Raw genomic sequence first — 17,609 nt, forward strand, 5'->3', positions numbered from 1 at the left:
CACACTATTCCGAATAGCCTCTTTTCCACAAAGCAAGTGGTGTAGAGCGGCTGGATGACACGGAAAAGGCTGAGTATGTGAGTCTCTGGGAGTCGGATGAAGATAGGTGGGTGTATTACCCAGAGTTCTGGGAAGCCGAACCTAAAGACTCAGATCAGTCCTCCCAGTACGTCCCCCTGGTACCTCCGCCGGAGCCAAGCCTGCGTCTAGCTCGAGACGGCATTGTGATTCACAAAATCCAAGGAGTCTGCTTCAGCACCGAGACCGACCCAGTCCGCTATGTTCCTTGGTCGAAGGACAGGAAATACCATGGGTTTCGATAGCGTGGCTGCTATCTAACGAGAGAGAGCGGATCTTGTTTCAGATCTCTAAGCCCATTGGAGTTTGGGCACCCATTACAGCCGTACCGTTCATCGGCAAAGCCTATATGTTGGGTTAAGCACATATTGAAAGCACTACATATTGGGCTAGATGTGCTTGAGAGCCTATATCTGGTGTTATGCCATGAAAGAAGCCCATTTCGAGAAAGCAGCGACCGACCTGCTCATGCAGATTTACCGTGATCGCCGGTACCTGTGGCCGGATCAAGATACTCCGCCGATGATGATGATGCGCAGCCCCAAGATCGCTGCCATGGTCTGCGGCTACGACTATCATGAGCATCCCACCCTGGGGGATACCCAGTTCAACCGGCATAACACCGGTACTCGCATCGCAGGCCTGATTGATCGTCAATCGAGTAAGATCGCAGTCGCAACGGAATTTGGTGACAAAGTCCAATTGTTCACTGGTGCCCATGAAATCGGTCACCTCGTGCTGTATGAGGACACCGTCATGCATCGCGACCGCGCGTTTGATGGCAGCCCGCTGCAAACACCGCGTGCGCCAGCAGAGCGGCAAGCAGATCGCTTCGCGGCCTGCTTCCTGATGCCTCAGAAGCTGCTGAGGGAAAGGTTCGAGTTCATGTTCTGCTGCAAGGGGCAATTGCGCTTCAGCGACGTGATCGCGTATCACCTCGATCCCATTAATCCTGATCGGCTGCTTTACGCGTCGAAAGATTCCGGTGAGCGCGAGCTGGCGCTGGCGCGGTGCACCCGGTTCAACAACCAGAACCTAGTGTCACTGGCCCAGCAATTCGGTGTCTCGGATTCGGCCATGGCGATCAGGATCAAAGAACTGGACTTGGTGCGCTGGCCTTAGAGCGGGCAGGGCTTCGGTACGGTTCGTGTCGATGGTTTGCGAGGCGCTAGGGGGCATTCATCGATCATCTAGACCTCAAAAAAAGGGGCCATCACGAGGGCCCCGTTTCTTTGAATCAGGAGGATTTACTGAGCTAACCAGCTCTCGACTTCCTCGGAGCCATACTGGCTTTTCCACTCTTTTAGGGTCTTGTGATTACCACCCTTGGTCTCCACGAGTTCTCCCGAATGAGGGTTTTTGTAAACCTTGAGCTGGCGCGGCTTGCGGGTACTCTTTTCAGCTGCAACGGCTGGAGCACGTCGGGTAGCAGCTTGTGGGTCAAGAATGGCCACGATATTGCGCAGGCTGTAACCGTACTCATTGAGTAGATCACGAAGCTTTCTTTCAAACTCGATTTCACGCTTCAGACCATCATCGTTTTTGAGGGACTCAAGTTCGGCGAGCTGAGCAGCTAGTTGTTGCTCAAGGGCACGGAATTCTGCGAGTCTGGACATTTGACACTCCTGTATGTGGTGCGTTGAGTATAGGGGCTGGAGTCCACGCCATCACTACAATTCGTACCCCACCTCAACGCGATTCTGAGCAATTTCATCCTCAGCAGTCGCAGCACGAATTGCTGCAACTCCAACCAACCCTGGTGGTGCGCCAGGATGAGCCGTCTCGACTCAATCGTGACAATGAACGATTGCAGGGAGGGGCAAGGCAGAACAACTAGCTTTACACTGGACTCCCTGGAGGCGCCTGAAAGGTTATCTGGGCATCGCAAATATGGCTGCCACCTAGGCTGAGAACGCGAAGGAAACGTCCCAAGAGCACCTGGTAGCCACCCGGAGAGAGTCGGAGATCGCGAATGCCCAGGTCAGCCATTTGCATCGGATTTGACCAGCGCACGGGTTCGTCTTGACCAGCAGGTATCGTCCGAAAGCAGACACCTTCCAACACTCAGCTGTCAGCTCCAGCGCCGCCAGCCGGAGGCCCCAACATCTAGCGATCGCCGTGGGTCGATTGCTGTCCCTGACAATAGAATTGATAGGTGGGAGCATAGTGCTCAAGCCAATCCGTGATGCAGACGTCCAGCCCTAAGGCAGCTATCGACCCACGGCAGACGCCGGTTTCGTGAGCGCGACGCGCACTCTGTGGGAGCGGTTTACCCGCGAAGCATGCGCCGAGGTGGATGGCACCAGCTGTGCCGGTGTTCGCGGGTAAACCCGCTCCCACAAAGATTGCTGTTCGGCTCACCGGCAGCAACGGGTAGAAATCAGACGGTCATGACTGACCGAAATCGACCCTTTGCAGTCGTTAGATAAGTCTACAAAACAAGGGGCGATTCAGACCTAATCGATGAGGCTAGCCTACGGCCGGCTAACTCGAAATTTCGCTCTGTCGGCTGCTTCAGCCAAATTCGATGACGGAGGAATCGCCGCCATCCTCAGGTTTTGAGGTCGTCCGGGTAGTCCTCGACTGGCAACTCCCCAACCGGGCCCTCAGTCTGATGCTGCGATTCCTCAAAATGCATTGCCAGGCACAGATAGATAAGCGCCGCCCTGGACAGCTTAAGCATCAATAGGCTCTTCGCGTAGAGGTCATCCCTATCGAGTACAAATGCCAAGTGATCACTCCAGAGCCCAGAATGCTCGCCAATCCAATGGCAAGAATCCACGATTTTGGCGTACTTGTGCTCAAGGTGGTTTCTCAATTCATCAAGCGCCTGAGCATCAGGTCGAGCCACATCCTTTAACTCCTTGGAGTAGATGTCCTGGGATACCCAATACAGCGCGCGAAGCGGAAGATTCCGCGTGGATATGAATTCATCACGCACCACCCGCGGCTGGAGCAGGCGGCCATTTCTGTCCGATTTGAGCCATACAGTCCGGAAGCCTACCGCCTTCTCGGGTATGCCCAGCTTCCAGTAGGCGTTGATAAAGTAGGCAAGCTTATCCAGCAACGAATAGGCGCTGCGATAGGCAGTCTTGATCTGCTCTAGGCCCATGCCATAGAGCGCGTAATCGCAATTGAAGGCGAGTGACATGCCCCTGTCCGCCACATGACCGGCTTTGGCGTGATCCCCCAAATAGAGACAATGACGAGCGAACCCGTACTCCTGCTTCAGTTGGTTGTAAAAGCCGAGGTAAGTGATTCCGGCCTTGGCATCATGCCCGGGTAACGTTAGGACGTCTTGAGCGGCGGCGGGGAACGCTCCTAGGTCGTTCATGGGATTGAGGAACAACTGTTCCTCAAGGCACCATCGCCGGTAACGTCTTTCCTCCTTCGAGGAGCCAAGGCTGTGCTCAAACAGCTCTGCGTTACCATCGTCGTCGACGGACTCGACCAGCCTGTCGTGATGCCTTTTGAAAAACTCTATCGCTTCAGGATAGGTCGCGCCATCACGGCCCACGCCACCCTCGATGGCTGATGCCAGCTTGCGCTGGGCATGCACAAGGAGCCAATAGGTGTGATTAGGGTCGTAAAGCGCACTGCCGTATTGAGCCAAGCCAATGCCAAGGTTGCCCAGCGCCATACCCAGGATCGGATTGTCTTCCAAGGCATTGCGCCATTCCCTGAGCGCCTCAATCCAACGTCCACACGCCCTGAGCGCATTGCCTAGATTGCAATGGATTCTCGAGCGAAGCATTGGTGCCAGCTCTTTAAATCCTGAGTGCTGTACAGAGGCGCGCAGGAAATAAAGCTGTTTGAGCAGAGCAGGGTGGTCTAGGGTATCGTCTTCCCATGACTGCACCTCCAGCTTCCTCAGCTCGGCCCATGCATTGGAACATGAGTAGTAAACGAGGCATCCGTTCTCCGGCTCGACGCGCGAAGCCACTAAGTCCGCTAGCTGCGTCGCATGCCGCAAGATGCCTTCATCGGCGCCATCACCTGCAGCATCGATCACTGAGTCATAGAGACGTCGAAGACGAGGAGCGTCACTTGGGCTGCCGAGCTGTTCAATCAATGCCTTCAGAAGGTGAGCGCGGTCGTCGGCGTGGGGTTCATAACCCTGCTGAGAAAAACGGCTGGCGAAATCGTCCATGGGCAATCACCGCGATGAGGAGCTGATTATCTTAGCGGCCTTAGCCGACCGTCTAGTAAGTCAAACCCGCGTAGCTCCCTTATTGGTCGGCTATGAGGCACTCAACAGCTTTTCAAGCTGCGCATGCTCCCAAGTGCTCAATAACTCTACAGGGTCAGTGCTGTAAGACTGCGAGGAATTGAAAACGTACGCGCGGCCATCAGGGCTGTAGCAGCTGTCGCAGTAATCGAGGGCGTCGCAATCGTTGTAGAACGTGAACACCCAGCCATCGCTCTCAATGGTCATCTGGCCACAGTAGATCTCAGACCAAGACTGTGCGCCCAAGCGGCGCATGGTACGAACCCCAAGGGAGATGTCGCGCAGGACTTGATAAACCTCGCGGGCGGTTAGTGGTTTTGCTGCCAAACGAAAGGTACCTGGCTGGGATGTTTGGGCTGGCCGTGCCCGGATTAGATCGCATGGTAAATGAAACTTGGCCTCCTGGGCGTGTTACCCCGACATCTATTTGATAGCCTTCGGCCTTTTTGGAGGACGCTCATGACAGCCCACTCAAAACTCACCGCACGCTACGGCACGCCTGACATTTCGCCGCTCACTCAATGCAATGTGATCATCGAGCAGCTCCTTGATCACCGGAGCGTCCGGGCCTTCACTGACCGACCTCTGCCTGAGGGTACCATCGAGACTTTAATCGCAGCCGCTCAGTCTGCGTCTACGTCCTCAAACCTGCAGGTCTGGAGTGTCCTCGCCGTTCAAAATGTCGATCGTAAAAAGCGCCTGTCCGCCCTGGCCGGTAATCAGGCCTACATCCATCAAGCGCCGCTCTTTCTTGTCTGGCTTGCAGACCTGTCCCGTGTGTCTCGCATCGCGGAGCAACAGGCGGTTGAGCTGGAAGCACTGCCTTACCTGGAAAGCTTGCTGCTCGGCACCATCGATGCAGCACTGGCGGCGCAAAACGCCGTCGTTGCACTGGAATCGCTGGGGCTTGGGAGCGTGTACATCGGTGGCATTCGCAACGACATCGAAAGCGTTGCCAAGGAGCTGGCGCTGCCGCCCCAGGTATATCCCGTCTTCGGCTTGTGCGTCGGCTATCCATCCCCTGACCGGCCTACGAAGGTAAAGCCGCGACTGCCCCAGCAGGCAGTGCTGCACCACGAAACCTACTCGGCGACCGGCGAGGAGGGCGTTCTTGCGGACTACGATGAGCGCTTGGGCGCGTTCTATCAGCGCGAGGGAATGAAGGCTTCGGGCTGGTCAGAGCAAGTGGTCAGCAGGCTGCGGAGTGTTTCGAGCCTGCATGGGCGTGAAGAGCTACTTGGTGAGCTCGCGCGGATGGGATTCGGGCTGCGCTGATACTCGTAGATTTGTTGAGCTCTTCAGCTGTGGCGCCGCTCGCTAGGATTGGCGAAATTTCAGTTGCGTAGGGTATTAGACCCTCACGCCCCGGCGCTGTGACGCTGGCTTGATCAATTCGGAGAGCAAAGGAAGGGGCGTGGGCAGAACGCTCGAGCAGGGGTGGAATAAAGCAGAGTAGGGCAGCTCAGTTTCCGGCTCCTACCGTGGAGACGCTTGAGCGACCAGGTGCGCAGCACGAGGCTGACGTTGTTAACGTTTGAGCGGCCGACTGGGGCAATCACCTGCCGACAACTGTTTATCCATACACTATTTTATTTCATCCCCGCACATGACCACCTGACCGACCTTTTCGACGAGAATTTCTAGCTGAACGCCCATCCCTGAAGAATGGCTACAGGCCCTGCGACGCCTGGCATTGGGCCGGATGAGAATGATTGAGAGCTGACCATGGTGCTCCTCGAGCAGGCTGGCTCTCATTTTCCGTGAGATTTCAACAGTGCTGTATGCACATACAGTTATTGAGAGTGGGGAGTAACACCCTTTCTACTCGTGGCTGGTTCCACGGGCGCGCCAAATGGTACGGTGACCAATCCACCACTAGTGTTTCGAGTAACCAGATTGGGACATTTGGAGACCGGCTTATGAGAAGGAATGGACGCCGACAACGTGCGCGACTTGGCATCGCACGGATGATTGCCAGGATTGAAAGACTTGAGAGGATTGGCAGAGCAGCAAAGCAAAGCCTGCGGCAACGTCTGCGGGATAGCTTGGCGGGATTGCTCCGCGGCTTCACTGGAGCCAGGCACTAATGACCTGCAGGAGCAAAGCGAAGCGATGAGGGTAGACGACGCAGATTTCATTTTCCCGGTAGGCAATGCGCCCTGAGCAATCAATCCAGTCGTATGCTCAGGGCGCTACAGCGCTTCTTAGATTTTGGCGAGTGTAGACATCGGAGTCTTACGGCGTTTCATGAGCCAGTAATAAGCGACTGCAGGGAAGATAAGACCTACAGCCCAAGCCAGATCGATGCCCTCCAGCTGTTGAGCTACCGGCCCTACGTAGAGCGAGGTACTCATGAAGGGTATTTCGAGGATGATGGTTGTGAGGAACACCGTGATGGCTATCCAATTCACCTTCCCATAGACGCCATTCGGCTCAAAGATATCTGCGATCTGGTAGACGCCTTTGCGTAGGGCGTAGTAGTCCACAAGGTTGATTGCTGTCCAAGGGATGAGGAAATAGCTCATGAAGAAGATGAAGTTGAGGAAGAACTGAAGGAAGTCATCCTGGGCGAGAGTGCATAGTCCTGTCGCTGCCGCACAAATGACCAGCATGAAGCCGGCGCGTACCCCAGGCGTCACCTTCAATCTTGAGTAGGGCTCTACTACCGTCACGGTCGACATGAAGGCCCCGTACAGGTTGAAAACGTTAATCGCGATTTGACCGTACAGTACGAACGCAAAGGTGAGAATAGTGCCACCCCCCAGTACGCCAACCAGATTCAAGCCCACGTTATCCGAAAAGCCAGCCATGCTCTTTGCAAGCACCGCTCCCAAAATCATCATCCAGCTCCCGCCAATCACCGTTCCGAGGTAGCTGTACCAGAAAACTTGCTGGCTAGATGTCTGCGTGGGCAAGTAGCGCGAGTAATCGGCCACATAGGGGGCGTACGACAGTTGCCAAGTCACTGAAATGCTCACCGACGCTAGGAAGCTTACCCAGCTAAAACCTTGCAGTGTCCACTGTCCAGGTTCAATTGCCATGGTGAGAGCGTAGTAACTGGCGATGCCAAAAACTACTATCGATACCAATGACAGGATCTTTTGGAATCGATGGATCAATTGGTAGCCAAATAAAGCCACGAGGAAGCAAACCGCACCTAGCAGCGCGATATTGGTCTCATTGCTCAATGGGCTCGCGTTTACGATGGCCTGAGCGGCGAGCAGCGTATTACTGACAAAGAAACCGAGATAAATCATCATGACGAAAAGCAATGGTACGATTGCACCAAAGACGCCGAATTGTGCCCGGCTCTGGATCATTTGAGGAATGCCCAATCTTGGCCCCTGCGCGGAGTGCGAAGCCATGAAGATTGCGCCAATCATTGACCCCACCAGAATAGAGATGACGCGCCAAAAGAGGTTAAGCCCTAGACTGATTGGCAATACGCCGGCCGCAACGGTCGTGATATTGGCATTCGCACCAAACCACACAAAAAACAACGAGCGAGGCTTGCCGTAGCGCTCATTTTCGGGAACGAAATCAATACTTCTATTTTCTACTTTCATTTTGACTCTCCAATCAGATCTCTTTGACAAGGCTCTTTTCAAGGCGCTGTATAGCCTCTACAAACGCCTCAGGCTGGAACGCAAGGTGATCAGGCTCAGCAGTCAACAATGAGGTCGCTGGCTCACTGCGTAAGCGCCGTATCAACTGCTCCGTAGAAAAGATCTCAAGCCCGTAGACCCAGTTGGAAAGAATGAACAAAGCCGAATAATGAGCGGCTAATGTGGTGGCGGTACAAGCGTCATTGACAATGGTTATGTTGAAATCGTGTTGGTACGCGTCGAAAACAGTGGTCATTACACAGACATCAGTCAAGACGCCTATTACAACGAGATTTTTGATCCCCCTGCGGTGAAGCATTTGAGCCAACCTAGTTCCGTGAAATGCACTGTAACGGTGCTTATCGATTACTACATCGCCCTCGATTGGAGCAAGCGCATCGAGAATCTCAATTGCATAAGTGCCGTCGAGGTAGGTAGTTGGTTGGCCATGACCGTCCACGGGCTCACCAAGCATCAGGTCATCACCTAGGGCTTCATTAACATGGCGGGTATAGAATAGAGGGATTCCGAGATTTCGGGCGGTGTCTATCAACGCGGCTGCGTTCTCGACCACCTGGTCAAAGCGCTCAAGAGAAAAGCCGTCTTCTTTTTGTAAATCGATAACCAATAAGGCTGTATCGTTGCTCATCACGTTTCTTCCGAGTGCAGAACTCCGCAGTAAGCGCCTTGGCGGGCATACCGGAGGATTATCAGGAAATGGGTTGAGTGATGCGGGATCACTCCTAACCGCGAGGTGGATGCTCGCGGAAGGGATTTACCTGACTATCTGCCAGAAACCGTTTTGCTTTGCTGCCACACAGGCAGGCATTCGTCTTAGCTCCACCTGGGATGGCGAAAAGGTTCGACGAAGGTAGGCCCTCATAGCTCCAGACGGCAATGCATTGCCACAGCTAGCGCTGCGGACTCTTGCATTGATCTGAACAGCTTTGAGGTTGAACATTGAAAAATGCTCTACGAAGGGATGCCTTAGCAAAGCAAAAATCAAGCCAACACATACACACCGTCTGGCCTGCAGCTTACGAGGAGAGGGGGATAGTCGCTCGTTACCTTTGGTATTCGGTATGCCGTAATACTGTGGTACCAAACGTAACGAGGGTGTCACTAGATACTTCCCCCTGATGCTACGTCGTGCCTGACGGAGCAGTCTCACAGCGCTACATTCCGTCTCAAAGCACCACGATCTCGTCCGCCTTCAACCAGCCGGCCTTGATGACGCTCGCCTTGGCAACCTCTGGCTCAGCGGTGTAGACCACGATTGCCAGGCTTTCCTCAGCGCGGCTGCAGGTGACATACAGAAGTCGTCGTGTTCGAGAGAGAGAATCGTCCTTACCAGCGAGCTGGTTTTTCACGTCGTTTGCAGACGCAGGCACTACGCCTAGCAGCTTTTCATAGCTGAACAGAAATCCGCGTGCTTCATCATCGTTAAGCACGACCATTACCCGCGGGAACTCCAGCCCCTTGACGCCCTGGTGGGTGTCAAGCGGCGACAGCCCATTTGCATAACCCGCAAATGCTGCCATCTCCGAATAGGGGCGACCCAGCACAACCCGATACGCATGAACCTCAAGCGCATCATGATCTGTAGTATCCGGCGCGTCGTCCGTCGTTGCGCCCTGATCCAAGGCTTCCACGAAACGTTCCGGCAGCTCGAGTAGGCCAGTCTGCAGAAGGATCTGGGATACTTCCTCTATCGACGGATCGTTGTCCCTGAGCAGCTCACACAGGGTAGCTGTAGCTTTACCAACCGACTCCAACAAGTCGAGCTGATCAGATACCGACTGCAGGTGCTTGGGATCAAGAAGTGGAGAGCGTAGACGCACCGCCTCCATCAACGCGAAGTCATCTGCTTGCGCAGCTTCAAGGATAGGGCCGACTTGTTCGAAGAAAAGCTTAAGTATGGGTAACGTTCCGTCCAGCAATCCGGTACCAAGGTGCTCAACCTCGTACAGCGGCGAGAATACCCCCTCAAATCCCATGCGCCGTCCAGCCATTTTGTGCTCCAAGATGAGCGTCTTGCGGCCTTTCGTGCCAGCTGCCCACTGCGCATCTCCAGTGACTTTTGCCATCTGCTTTGCGATTTGGTCTTCCAAGCTAAAGTCCAGACTTGCAACCTGTCGAGTGCAGAACATACGCACAGTGCCTTGCGCGGCGCCTGGCTTAGGTATCTGCTCATGATCATCTACGCTGGCGCGGATCACGTTGATCAGTTCAACAACTCGCGTCGGGCAACGGCGGTTCATGCGCTTCTCAGGCTTGGCCCAATCCGGCGGGATCGCATCATCCAGCCCAACCTTTCCATCGTTGTAGATCCGCTGCATCGTGTCGCCCAGCAATCCCAGACAGAGACGTTTGGGAGCTGCGGCTTGAGCTTGTAAAAATGCATCCATCAGAGGGCCATTCGTATCTTGGCTTTCATCGATCAGCAGCACCGGATGCCGATCCGCCATGACGTCAAGCAACGGCGGCTTGGGAATGAACGCCGCGGCCATCTGGATGACCTCACTATGGTTCAACGACTGCCTGCTTCGGTTGTCACCGGTAGGGCTATATGTGAAGGCAGTTATGTTGTCCAGGTTGGCCAGGCGGCGCGCTTTGCTGTCCCGACTAGCCTGGTTCGCCAGAAAGGTTTTGTTAACCCCCCGGGCGCGACTGAGCTTGTCATCAAGCTCCTCGATATCTTCGGCAAGCTTGATGCGCAACCAATCACGTATGTCGTCGTTGAAGCCCTTGATCATTCGCCAAGAAAACGCATGGATTGTAGAGACCTCAACCAAGGGGTCGTGCTCGAGGCGGCGAGCGATTTCCTCACAGGCTGCATTGGTGTAGGTAATGATCGCGATTTGGCGCCCCTCAAAGGTCAGGCGTTCGCGTTCACGATCCTTGAGCGATTTCACGGCCATCACAAGCGAATGAGTCTTGCCTGAGCCGGCACCTGCGTACAGGAAAAAGCTGCGTGGATGTTCAAGGTTAAGGCACTCCTGGATAACATCGTCCGCGTTCCGCTTCGGGTCAGCAGGTACCTCAGTCACGATGCTCATTGCTCTGTCACCTCGATACTGGCCGTTGGAACAATCAGCAGCTCCTTGCTCTTCTTCTTGAGCTTTTCCTCTAACCAGACGAGCCCTTCTCGGATGTATTCTGGAACCGTCAACTTCGCAAAATCCGGGTCACCCAAAACCTGGAGGGCGAACTTCGCTTTGTCACCCTCCCTAAGCGCGTCGAACAATGCTCTGCCAAGAGCATCTGCGGTCTCCGACTCACGCAGCGCCGCCGCAAAGGGTTTGGTCAGACCTTGGCCTTTTTTCTGTTTAAAGTGCTGCACATTGCTCAACACCAGGCTGTCCTCGAAGGTATTGGGGAGCGCTTCGGCTTCGTTCTCAGTGCTGGGCAATCGGATCTTGATGGGCGTCTGATATGCGATTCGGATCGCAAACAGGTCGTCTATCTGTTGAGCCTTGTGCTCATCATCCAGATCCAGGAGCGTGTCGACATCGTGTCCAACCTGCTGCGCCGTCACCCAGTTACGCAGGGTAGGGTTATTGGTCGCCTGTGATGCTTTGCGCTTCACGGGTACAGCTGATTTCTTGTGCCCTGCGTCGAGATCCGTGATCACCAGCGTCACAATACCAAGCGCATCAACTAGGGGCCTGAGGCGATGCGCATGGCTGCCCCCGATATCCAGAATGGTGATGTAGCACCGATCTAGGAAAGGGAAGTGGCTGCGCAGGAAATGCGGCAGCATCATTCTTTCCGCCGCACCTTCAACCAAAATGACTGCGTCGGCAAAGAAGAGATCAGCATGTTGGGCCCTGAGGTAGCGGGTTACGAATTCTTTCGTTTGCTTGTGACGGTTCTTATCGCCAAACACCGTGCTCAGATTGGAGACGGTCGATACCGGTACCGGCACACCGGCCATTCCTGCCGGCAGCCGCCGGAAGTATCGTAGATTCGCGTACTCCGTCTCATGAGCAACGTGGCTCGAGTGAGAGCTGACGACCATCTGGGTGTTGAGCTTCGGATACTTCTTCAGCAGCGGGTCATTACTCAGGACGTGATACGCATGCTTGATGAAAGCTTGCTGCACCTGGACATGCAGGTGGGCTTCAGGCTCCTCAATGAGCACGAGGTGGATTGGCTCGACCCCTGCGTCGGTTCGCTCCTCCGAATCCTTGTACTTTTTTAGCCAGTCGTCCCGGAACGCCATCAATTGGAAAATCATGGAGATCAGGTTCTGGTAACCCAACCCGTTAGAGGTTTCGGGCAACCGCATGGGAGGTGCGCCAGGCGCACCGGCGACTGAATCCAGCTCGAACAGCACCGCTGCTTCGTGGTTCATACCATCAGTAGGAGACAACCGGGTCTCCACTTTAATAGCGGGATCAGAATGGTTGGGATAGCCCAAGCCAGCGACTTCTAAAAGAGCTGGCGCAAAGCTCGAGGTGAGCCGAGAATCGAACGCAGTCTGGGCAGCCTGGATAGCTGTCAACGCTTCTAAATCTGATATGTCTGGGCTGTCACCTGGATCCAGATGCCGGTTGTAGTAGGCGCGTAGTTGCTCTGTCAGTCTTTTCCCCGACCCCCCTCTGCCCTCAGTGACAGATTCTTCTGCACTGTCTCCGAAGCCACGCTGGGCGTTGATTTCATGAACGCGTATCAGGTCAGTGAGCGGATTGGCATCCAGCGCCGTAGCGGTCGAAGATAGCGGTTGCAGATTGGCATGGCGCGTTTTGGGATCTGGCGCCTGAAGCTGAGTAGGGTCGAGGCGATACCAGCGAACGACGAACATGGTACCTAGCCGCCGATTCAGGTAGTCGTGAAGACTTTGTGGCCAGAGGGGCAGGGTGGGTGGCGTTTTCCCTTCCGCGGTCTGCTTCACGATCTCTTGCTGCAGCTTTTTTACGCGGGCTCGCTCTTTCCGGTAATCGGTAAAGAGCTTGGCCATGTCTTTGGGCTCAAGCCTGAAGCGCATCCCTACATGACCGCCTTTCCAGGCGAAATTGGGGATTAGGTCTCTAATGTGGTGCAGCTCCCCCTGCGAAGCTTCCACCCACAGATCCAGCGTGGGCAACCAATTCGCCCACTCGTTAGCCTTAGGGGTCTCAAGGGTTTCGTCAGCAGACTCCCAATCGGCACCAGTGGCATCAATCGTTGCAAGGTGGGAAAGGGTCAAATCCTGCAGTCTGAACGCGGTCGCTTTCGACAGCAGGAACTTGCGCAGGGCCAACATCGCGGAGGACTTACCGCTGTTGTTGGCGCCGACCAGTAGGGTGGTGGTGCTTGCCAGGTCGATTCGAACGGACAGGAGCTTGCGGAAATTCGCAATCTCCAAGTACTGGATCTGCATAGCCTCTTCCTTGTGACGACTCACGGCGGGTTGCCGCGGTGGTGGATTCCGAGACTCTAGCCCAGCGTCTGCAGGACTCCAATAGCCACAGTGGCGTTTTGCAAATGCGCCCAGAGAGCCCAACAACAATCGCTAAGTTTCGGTTCTCGAAACGCATCCGGGGGCAGTCCGTTTCTGCTCAGCCGTGCTAGAGAAGTGCCTGATCGCCTACCTGCAGGGTCTACCTAGTAGCCGGCAGGCCACCTGATAGGCGTTTTTCCGCGGTGCCATAGGGCCTATGCTTGCCTAAGCTGGCCGCGGGCTAGAAAATGCTAGCCTGGCTTGGCATCACAACGAACGCAGACGGAGTTTACCCATGAGCACTTTGCCTCCTGATCAACACGTTCGCTATTTGGAAGTCCTCGAGGCAGCAAAGCGCTTGTATGGCGGCGATGCCGATGCAGCCCTGCACTGGATGTCACGGCCGGTCAAGGCGTTTTGCGGCAAAGCTCCTGCCAGCATGATCACGACCCGGCAGGAAACTGACACGGTTATCGAGTTTGTCAGGCGCTTAGAGCATGGGTTTGTTGTGTGAGTGAGGCAGGGCAGCGCCCTACATCCCGCAATGTGGCGATCGGGGTGCGGCAGCCGCCTCCGAGCGTTACGTTCCGACGCTCAAAGCGGGCTGTTCTACCGTCGATGGGTTGGCCCCAAGGCGATGGCCGACTACCCGGCATTCAACCTCGCTCCATTCTTGTACTCAACAGCGTTAGCGTCCGGCAAACTCACCCTCACATCTGAGCATTTGGAGTGAGGGCGCCTCTATCAAACCAGGGTAGCTAGTGCCCGATACCAGGGTTATGAGAGGAGGTTTGCTGAACGCAGACGAGTAGTGCGGCTTTAGGCGTTTGTATCAAGCCAGACAGCACCGTAACGGGTGTAAGGCTTCGGAATTTCGATTTGCTCCTTCAAATCATCGGCGGCGGAGCGAACCCAGAACGGATCCCTTAGCATCTGGCGCCCCACGAAGACCAAGTCAGCGCGACCGTTCTGCAAAATCTCCTCTGCTTGCCGACCGCTCTGGATCAGCCCTACTGCACTTGTGGCAATAGCCAGTTCCTTACGCAGCAGCTCGGACGCCGGTACCTGGTAATTTGGGTAGGTGTTCACCTTGATCATTTTGATGCCGCCCGAGCTACAGTCGATCAGGTCTACGCCTTGTTCTTTCATCCAGCGGCCGTACTCCAAGAACGACTCTGGCGTGTTACCGCCTTCGGCATAGTCGGTGCTCGAGATGCGCACGAAGAGCGGGCGATCCCCCCACACTACCTTCACTTCATCAATGATTTCCCGAACGATCCGGTAACGGCGTTCGGCATCGTCCGAAAGCCCTGAAGATTGGGATAGAATTGCGCCTATTTGGGTGTAGGGATCGTGTATGTTTTTGGAATGGACGCCATCCAGGCTAGGGCGCTTGCTGACTAGATCAGCCAAATGGCGTCTGCTTGTCGAGAGCGATCGTCTTGTTGTGGCTGTCGGTGAGCGGCAATACCACATAGCCCCTGAAACGCTCGCGAGCTTTGAAATCAAACGCCGCTTGCTATGGTCGGAACTCGTGTGGCCTGCAAACGCGGGTGTGCGCTTTGGTGGTCTCTCGAACCTACGAGCTCCGGCTCTGCACCGGGCGGTGGATGATCTCCTCAAACGATTCCGCTGCCAGCGCTTCGATTCCTACTATGCCAAGCTCTCCCAGTGGCTCGCAGATGTTGACCACGCTTTGGCAACAGCTGATCAAAAGCACCGCTGGTTTACCCATGAAAATCAACAAGCATTACTGGGTAGCAAACCAACCCTAGAGTTGAGCGTGGTGGCCCTGAGAGAGCTGCTCGAAACCCCGGAGGTGAGGGCTCATCTAAAGAATGGGTATGCCCAAGCAGAGCTTGATATTGAACGCTGGACGTCTGATTGGGCGGGCGCATGGGAGCAGCGCAACAAGCTGCACACAGAGCGAGAGCTTCGTGACTGCCGGGAGCTTTTCGACAAGGTAGAAAGCAAGCCTTTAACTGACGAGCAGGCGGAGGCAGTGGTGTGCTTTGACAACCGCGTGCAAGTTGTCGCATCGGCTGGCTCCGGCAAGACCTCCACGATGGTGGCCAAGGCCATCTATGCCATGCAGCGGGGGATTGTCAGTCCCAAATCTATCGTCATGCTAGCTTACAACAAGGATGCGGCTGCAGAGCTTCAAGCACGGGCCAATGCCTCCCTTGAACGCCTTGGCAAGCCTAGCGTCGAGATCGCAGCCATGACGTTCCATTCTTTAGGGCTGAAAATCATCGGTTCGGCCACCGGAAGCACGCCGCACGTACCCGCTTGGGCACGTAAAGAGCGTCTTGCGTTGGCCAAGCTAGCCGAGATTGTTGATGACCTCAAAGATAAGTCTCCGGCGTTCCGTACGCGCTGGGATATTTTCCGCTTGGTGTTTGGTCGACACCTACCACTTTCACGTAATGACACGCTCTTCGATACGACAAACTCGGAAGGCGAGGGGAAACTGGTCACCCTAAAAGGCGAGGAGGTGGCCAGCCAGGAGGAGTGCATCATTGCCAACTGGCTTTTTTACAACGGGGTCGAGTACCAGTACGAACGTGAGTATGAGCACCCGACCGCGACGGCGGAACATCGTCAGTACTTCCCGGACTTTTTCTACCCAGGTCTAAATCTCTACCATGAGCATTTTGCTCTGGACGCAGAGGGCCATCCCCCCGAGCAGTTCAAGAAATATCTGGACGGGGTGGCTTGGAAACGTCAGATCCACAAGCAGAAGGGAACGCACCTGATCGAAACGCTTTCTCACCAAGTCCGCAGTGGGGAAGCGTTCACCCATCTGGCTAAAGAGCTCACCGACAGGGGCATCAAGCTCGATCCCAACCCTGATCGGCCGATCCCATTTAATGGTTTGGAACCCATCAAACAAGCCGACCTGCTTGGCCTGATCCGTACGTTCATCAACCATTTCAAAAGCAACTGCTATACGGAACAGGAATTGAAAGCTCGCTTGGCCGAGATGGACAGCGGCGCTTTCAAGTACCGGTTCAACATGTTCGTAGACCTGCTGATCCCGGTAGTCAAGGAATGGAACAAAGCCTTGGCCGCAGAGAACGGAATCGACTTCGAAGACATGATCAACAAGGCTGCAGAGTATTTGGAGGCCGGGCACCGGTCGCCATATGACCTGGTTATGGCTGATGAGTACCAGGATGCATCGCGTGCCCGGGCGCGGCTTTGCAAGGCCCTCGTTCGGCAGCCCAATCGGTTTCTATTCGCCGTCGGGGACGACTGGCAATCGATCAACCGATTCGCGGGCGCTGACGTTTCCGTAATGACAGGTTTCAAACCCTGGTACGGCCATGGCCAGGTTCTTCGGCTAGAAACGACATTTAGATGCCCTCAGGCCATTTGTGACGTCTCCAGTCGATTTGTGTCGAAGAACCCAGCCCAATTCAAGAAGAACGTGAACTCTGTGACGGCGCCAATCGGGCCGGCCTTCCAGGCTATACAGGTCGAGCACCGAAATAAGGTAGCCCAAGCGGTTGATAAATATGTCGAGCGCCTCTATCAGCAGATCTGCGAGGGGAAAGTGCCTTTGCGGCGGGGCGGCAAAGTGAACGTCTTCGTGCTGGGGCGCTACAAGCTTGATGCCAAATTCCTGAGTCACGATTGGCAGCAACGTTTTGGCGATCGTATGGCGTTCAGGTTCAAGACCGTGCATACCTCAAAGGGTGATGAGGCCGACTATGTGATTCTTCCGGGCATGGTCATGCGTGGGTTTCCAAGCGTAAAAGTAGACGATCCACTGTTCTCCATGGTTATGCCGCAGGGCGATACCTTTCCATCCAGTGAGGAGCGCAGGCTGTTCTACGTCGCACTCACAAGGGCAAGGCGCAGCGTTGCCATGTTCACAGTCGCAGGGCGCCGCTCATCTTTCCTGCAGGAGTTGATCGACGAAGGTGTCGTAGCTCCCTGTGATGACAACGGCCGGGCCATAACACAGCCGGCGGCAGTTGAACGCAAGTCCGATAGCGCCGCTGCCGGGTCAGCCGCTGCGCAAGCTCCCGCCAAGGCCAGGGGGCCTGTCTGTCCAGGCTGTAAGGTTGGTGAGCTAATATGGCGACGAGGGCCGTACGGAGAATTCCAATCCTGCTCAACCTATCCCAGGTGTAAATACAAGCCGCCGAAGAAAACGCCGTTCAAGGCGTCAGTGCCTAGTAGCGGTCGTAAGCCTATGAAATGAGCTCCCGGGGACGGATAGCGCGTATTCGGGATGAGAGGCTCTCGAACGCTAAACGTCCGACGG

The 17,609-nt window shown here is 55.2% G+C and carries 12 protein-coding genes; 4 read left to right on the forward strand and 8 right to left on the reverse strand.

From position 1 onward, the window contains the following. Positions 1-504: 504 nt before the first annotated feature. The gene (locus tag M5G11_RS13490) at positions 505-1,200 is read left to right on the forward strand and encodes an ImmA/IrrE family metallo-endopeptidase (RefSeq protein ID WP_273913966.1); all 696 of its coding nucleotides are present in this window, start codon (positions 505-507) and stop codon (positions 1,198-1,200) included. Positions 1,201-1,325: 125 nt separating this feature from the next. Here M5G11_RS13490 and M5G11_RS13495 read toward each other — a convergent pair whose 3' ends face one another. The 3 genes from M5G11_RS13495 to M5G11_RS13510 all read right to left on the reverse strand — a co-directional run bounded on the left by M5G11_RS13495 (position 1,326) and on the right by M5G11_RS13510 (position 4,633). Continuing rightward, on the reverse strand, positions 1,326-1,694 hold the full coding sequence (locus M5G11_RS13495) for a histone-like nucleoid-structuring protein, MvaT/MvaU family (protein ID WP_273913965.1): 369 nt from the start codon (positions 1,692-1,694) through the stop codon (positions 1,326-1,328). 935 nt (positions 1,695-2,629) lie between these two features. Further along, on the reverse strand, positions 2,630-4,228 hold the full coding sequence (locus M5G11_RS13505) for an LA2681 family HEPN domain-containing protein (RefSeq protein ID WP_273913964.1): 1,599 nt from the start codon (positions 4,226-4,228) through the stop codon (positions 2,630-2,632). Between the two features lie 90 nt (positions 4,229-4,318). Beyond that, positions 4,319-4,633 (reverse strand): DUF7693 family protein, encoded by a 315-nt coding sequence (locus M5G11_RS13510; protein WP_273913963.1) that lies wholly within the window; start codon positions 4,631-4,633, stop codon positions 4,319-4,321. Positions 4,634-4,765: 132 nt separating this feature from the next. On the opposite strand from M5G11_RS13510, the gene M5G11_RS13515 reads away from it, so the two are divergent. Continuing rightward, positions 4,766-5,581, forward strand: a complete 816-nt coding sequence (locus M5G11_RS13515; RefSeq protein WP_273913962.1) for an NADPH-dependent oxidoreductase — start codon at positions 4,766-4,768, stop codon at positions 5,579-5,581. A gap of 929 nt (positions 5,582-6,510) precedes the next feature. Here M5G11_RS13515 and M5G11_RS13520 read toward each other — a convergent pair. The 4 genes from M5G11_RS13520 to M5G11_RS13535 all read right to left on the reverse strand — a co-directional run bounded on the left by M5G11_RS13520 (position 6,511) and on the right by M5G11_RS13535 (position 13,276). Then, complete coding sequence (locus M5G11_RS13520) at positions 6,511-7,872, reverse strand: purine-cytosine permease family protein (RefSeq protein ID WP_273913961.1); 1,362 nt, start codon at positions 7,870-7,872, stop codon at positions 6,511-6,513. Positions 7,873-7,885: 13 nt separating this feature from the next. Then, on the reverse strand, positions 7,886-8,560 hold the full coding sequence (locus M5G11_RS13525) for a cysteine hydrolase family protein (protein ID WP_054893436.1): 675 nt from the start codon (positions 8,558-8,560) through the stop codon (positions 7,886-7,888). 538 nt (positions 8,561-9,098) lie between these two features. Beyond that, positions 9,099-10,970 carry a UvrD-helicase domain-containing protein gene (locus M5G11_RS13530; RefSeq protein ID WP_273913960.1) on the reverse strand — a complete coding sequence of 624 codons (1,872 nt, stop codon included), beginning with the start codon at positions 10,968-10,970 and terminating at the stop codon, positions 9,099-9,101. Beyond that, positions 10,967-13,276, reverse strand: a complete 2,310-nt coding sequence (locus tag M5G11_RS13535; RefSeq protein ID WP_273913959.1) for an AAA family ATPase — start codon at positions 13,274-13,276, stop codon at positions 10,967-10,969. The genes M5G11_RS13530 and M5G11_RS13535 overlap by 4 nt, the downstream gene beginning before the upstream one ends. Before the next feature lie 355 nt (positions 13,277-13,631). On the opposite strand from M5G11_RS13535, the gene M5G11_RS13540 reads away from it, so the two are divergent. Continuing rightward, the gene (locus tag M5G11_RS13540) at positions 13,632-13,850 is read left to right on the forward strand and encodes an MbcA/ParS/Xre antitoxin family protein (protein ID WP_054893433.1); all 219 of its coding nucleotides are present in this window, start codon (positions 13,632-13,634) and stop codon (positions 13,848-13,850) included. Positions 13,851-14,155: 305 nt separating this feature from the next. On the opposite strand, the gene M5G11_RS13545 is transcribed toward M5G11_RS13540, so the two are convergent. Next, positions 14,156-14,749 (reverse strand): oxidoreductase, encoded by a 594-nt coding sequence (locus M5G11_RS13545; protein WP_273913958.1) that lies wholly within the window; start codon positions 14,747-14,749, stop codon positions 14,156-14,158. Here M5G11_RS13545 and M5G11_RS13550 point away from each other — a divergent pair. Then, complete coding sequence (locus M5G11_RS13550) at positions 14,730-17,546, forward strand: UvrD-helicase domain-containing protein (RefSeq protein ID WP_273913957.1); 2,817 nt, start codon at positions 14,730-14,732, stop codon at positions 17,544-17,546. The genes M5G11_RS13545 and M5G11_RS13550 overlap by 20 nt on opposite strands. The last annotated feature ends 63 nt before the right edge of the window (positions 17,547-17,609 follow it).

The sequence above is a fragment of the Pseudomonas fontis genome (assembly GCF_028656955.1).
GTDB classification, from domain to species: Bacteria; Pseudomonadota; Gammaproteobacteria; order Pseudomonadales; family Pseudomonadaceae; genus Aquipseudomonas; species Aquipseudomonas fontis.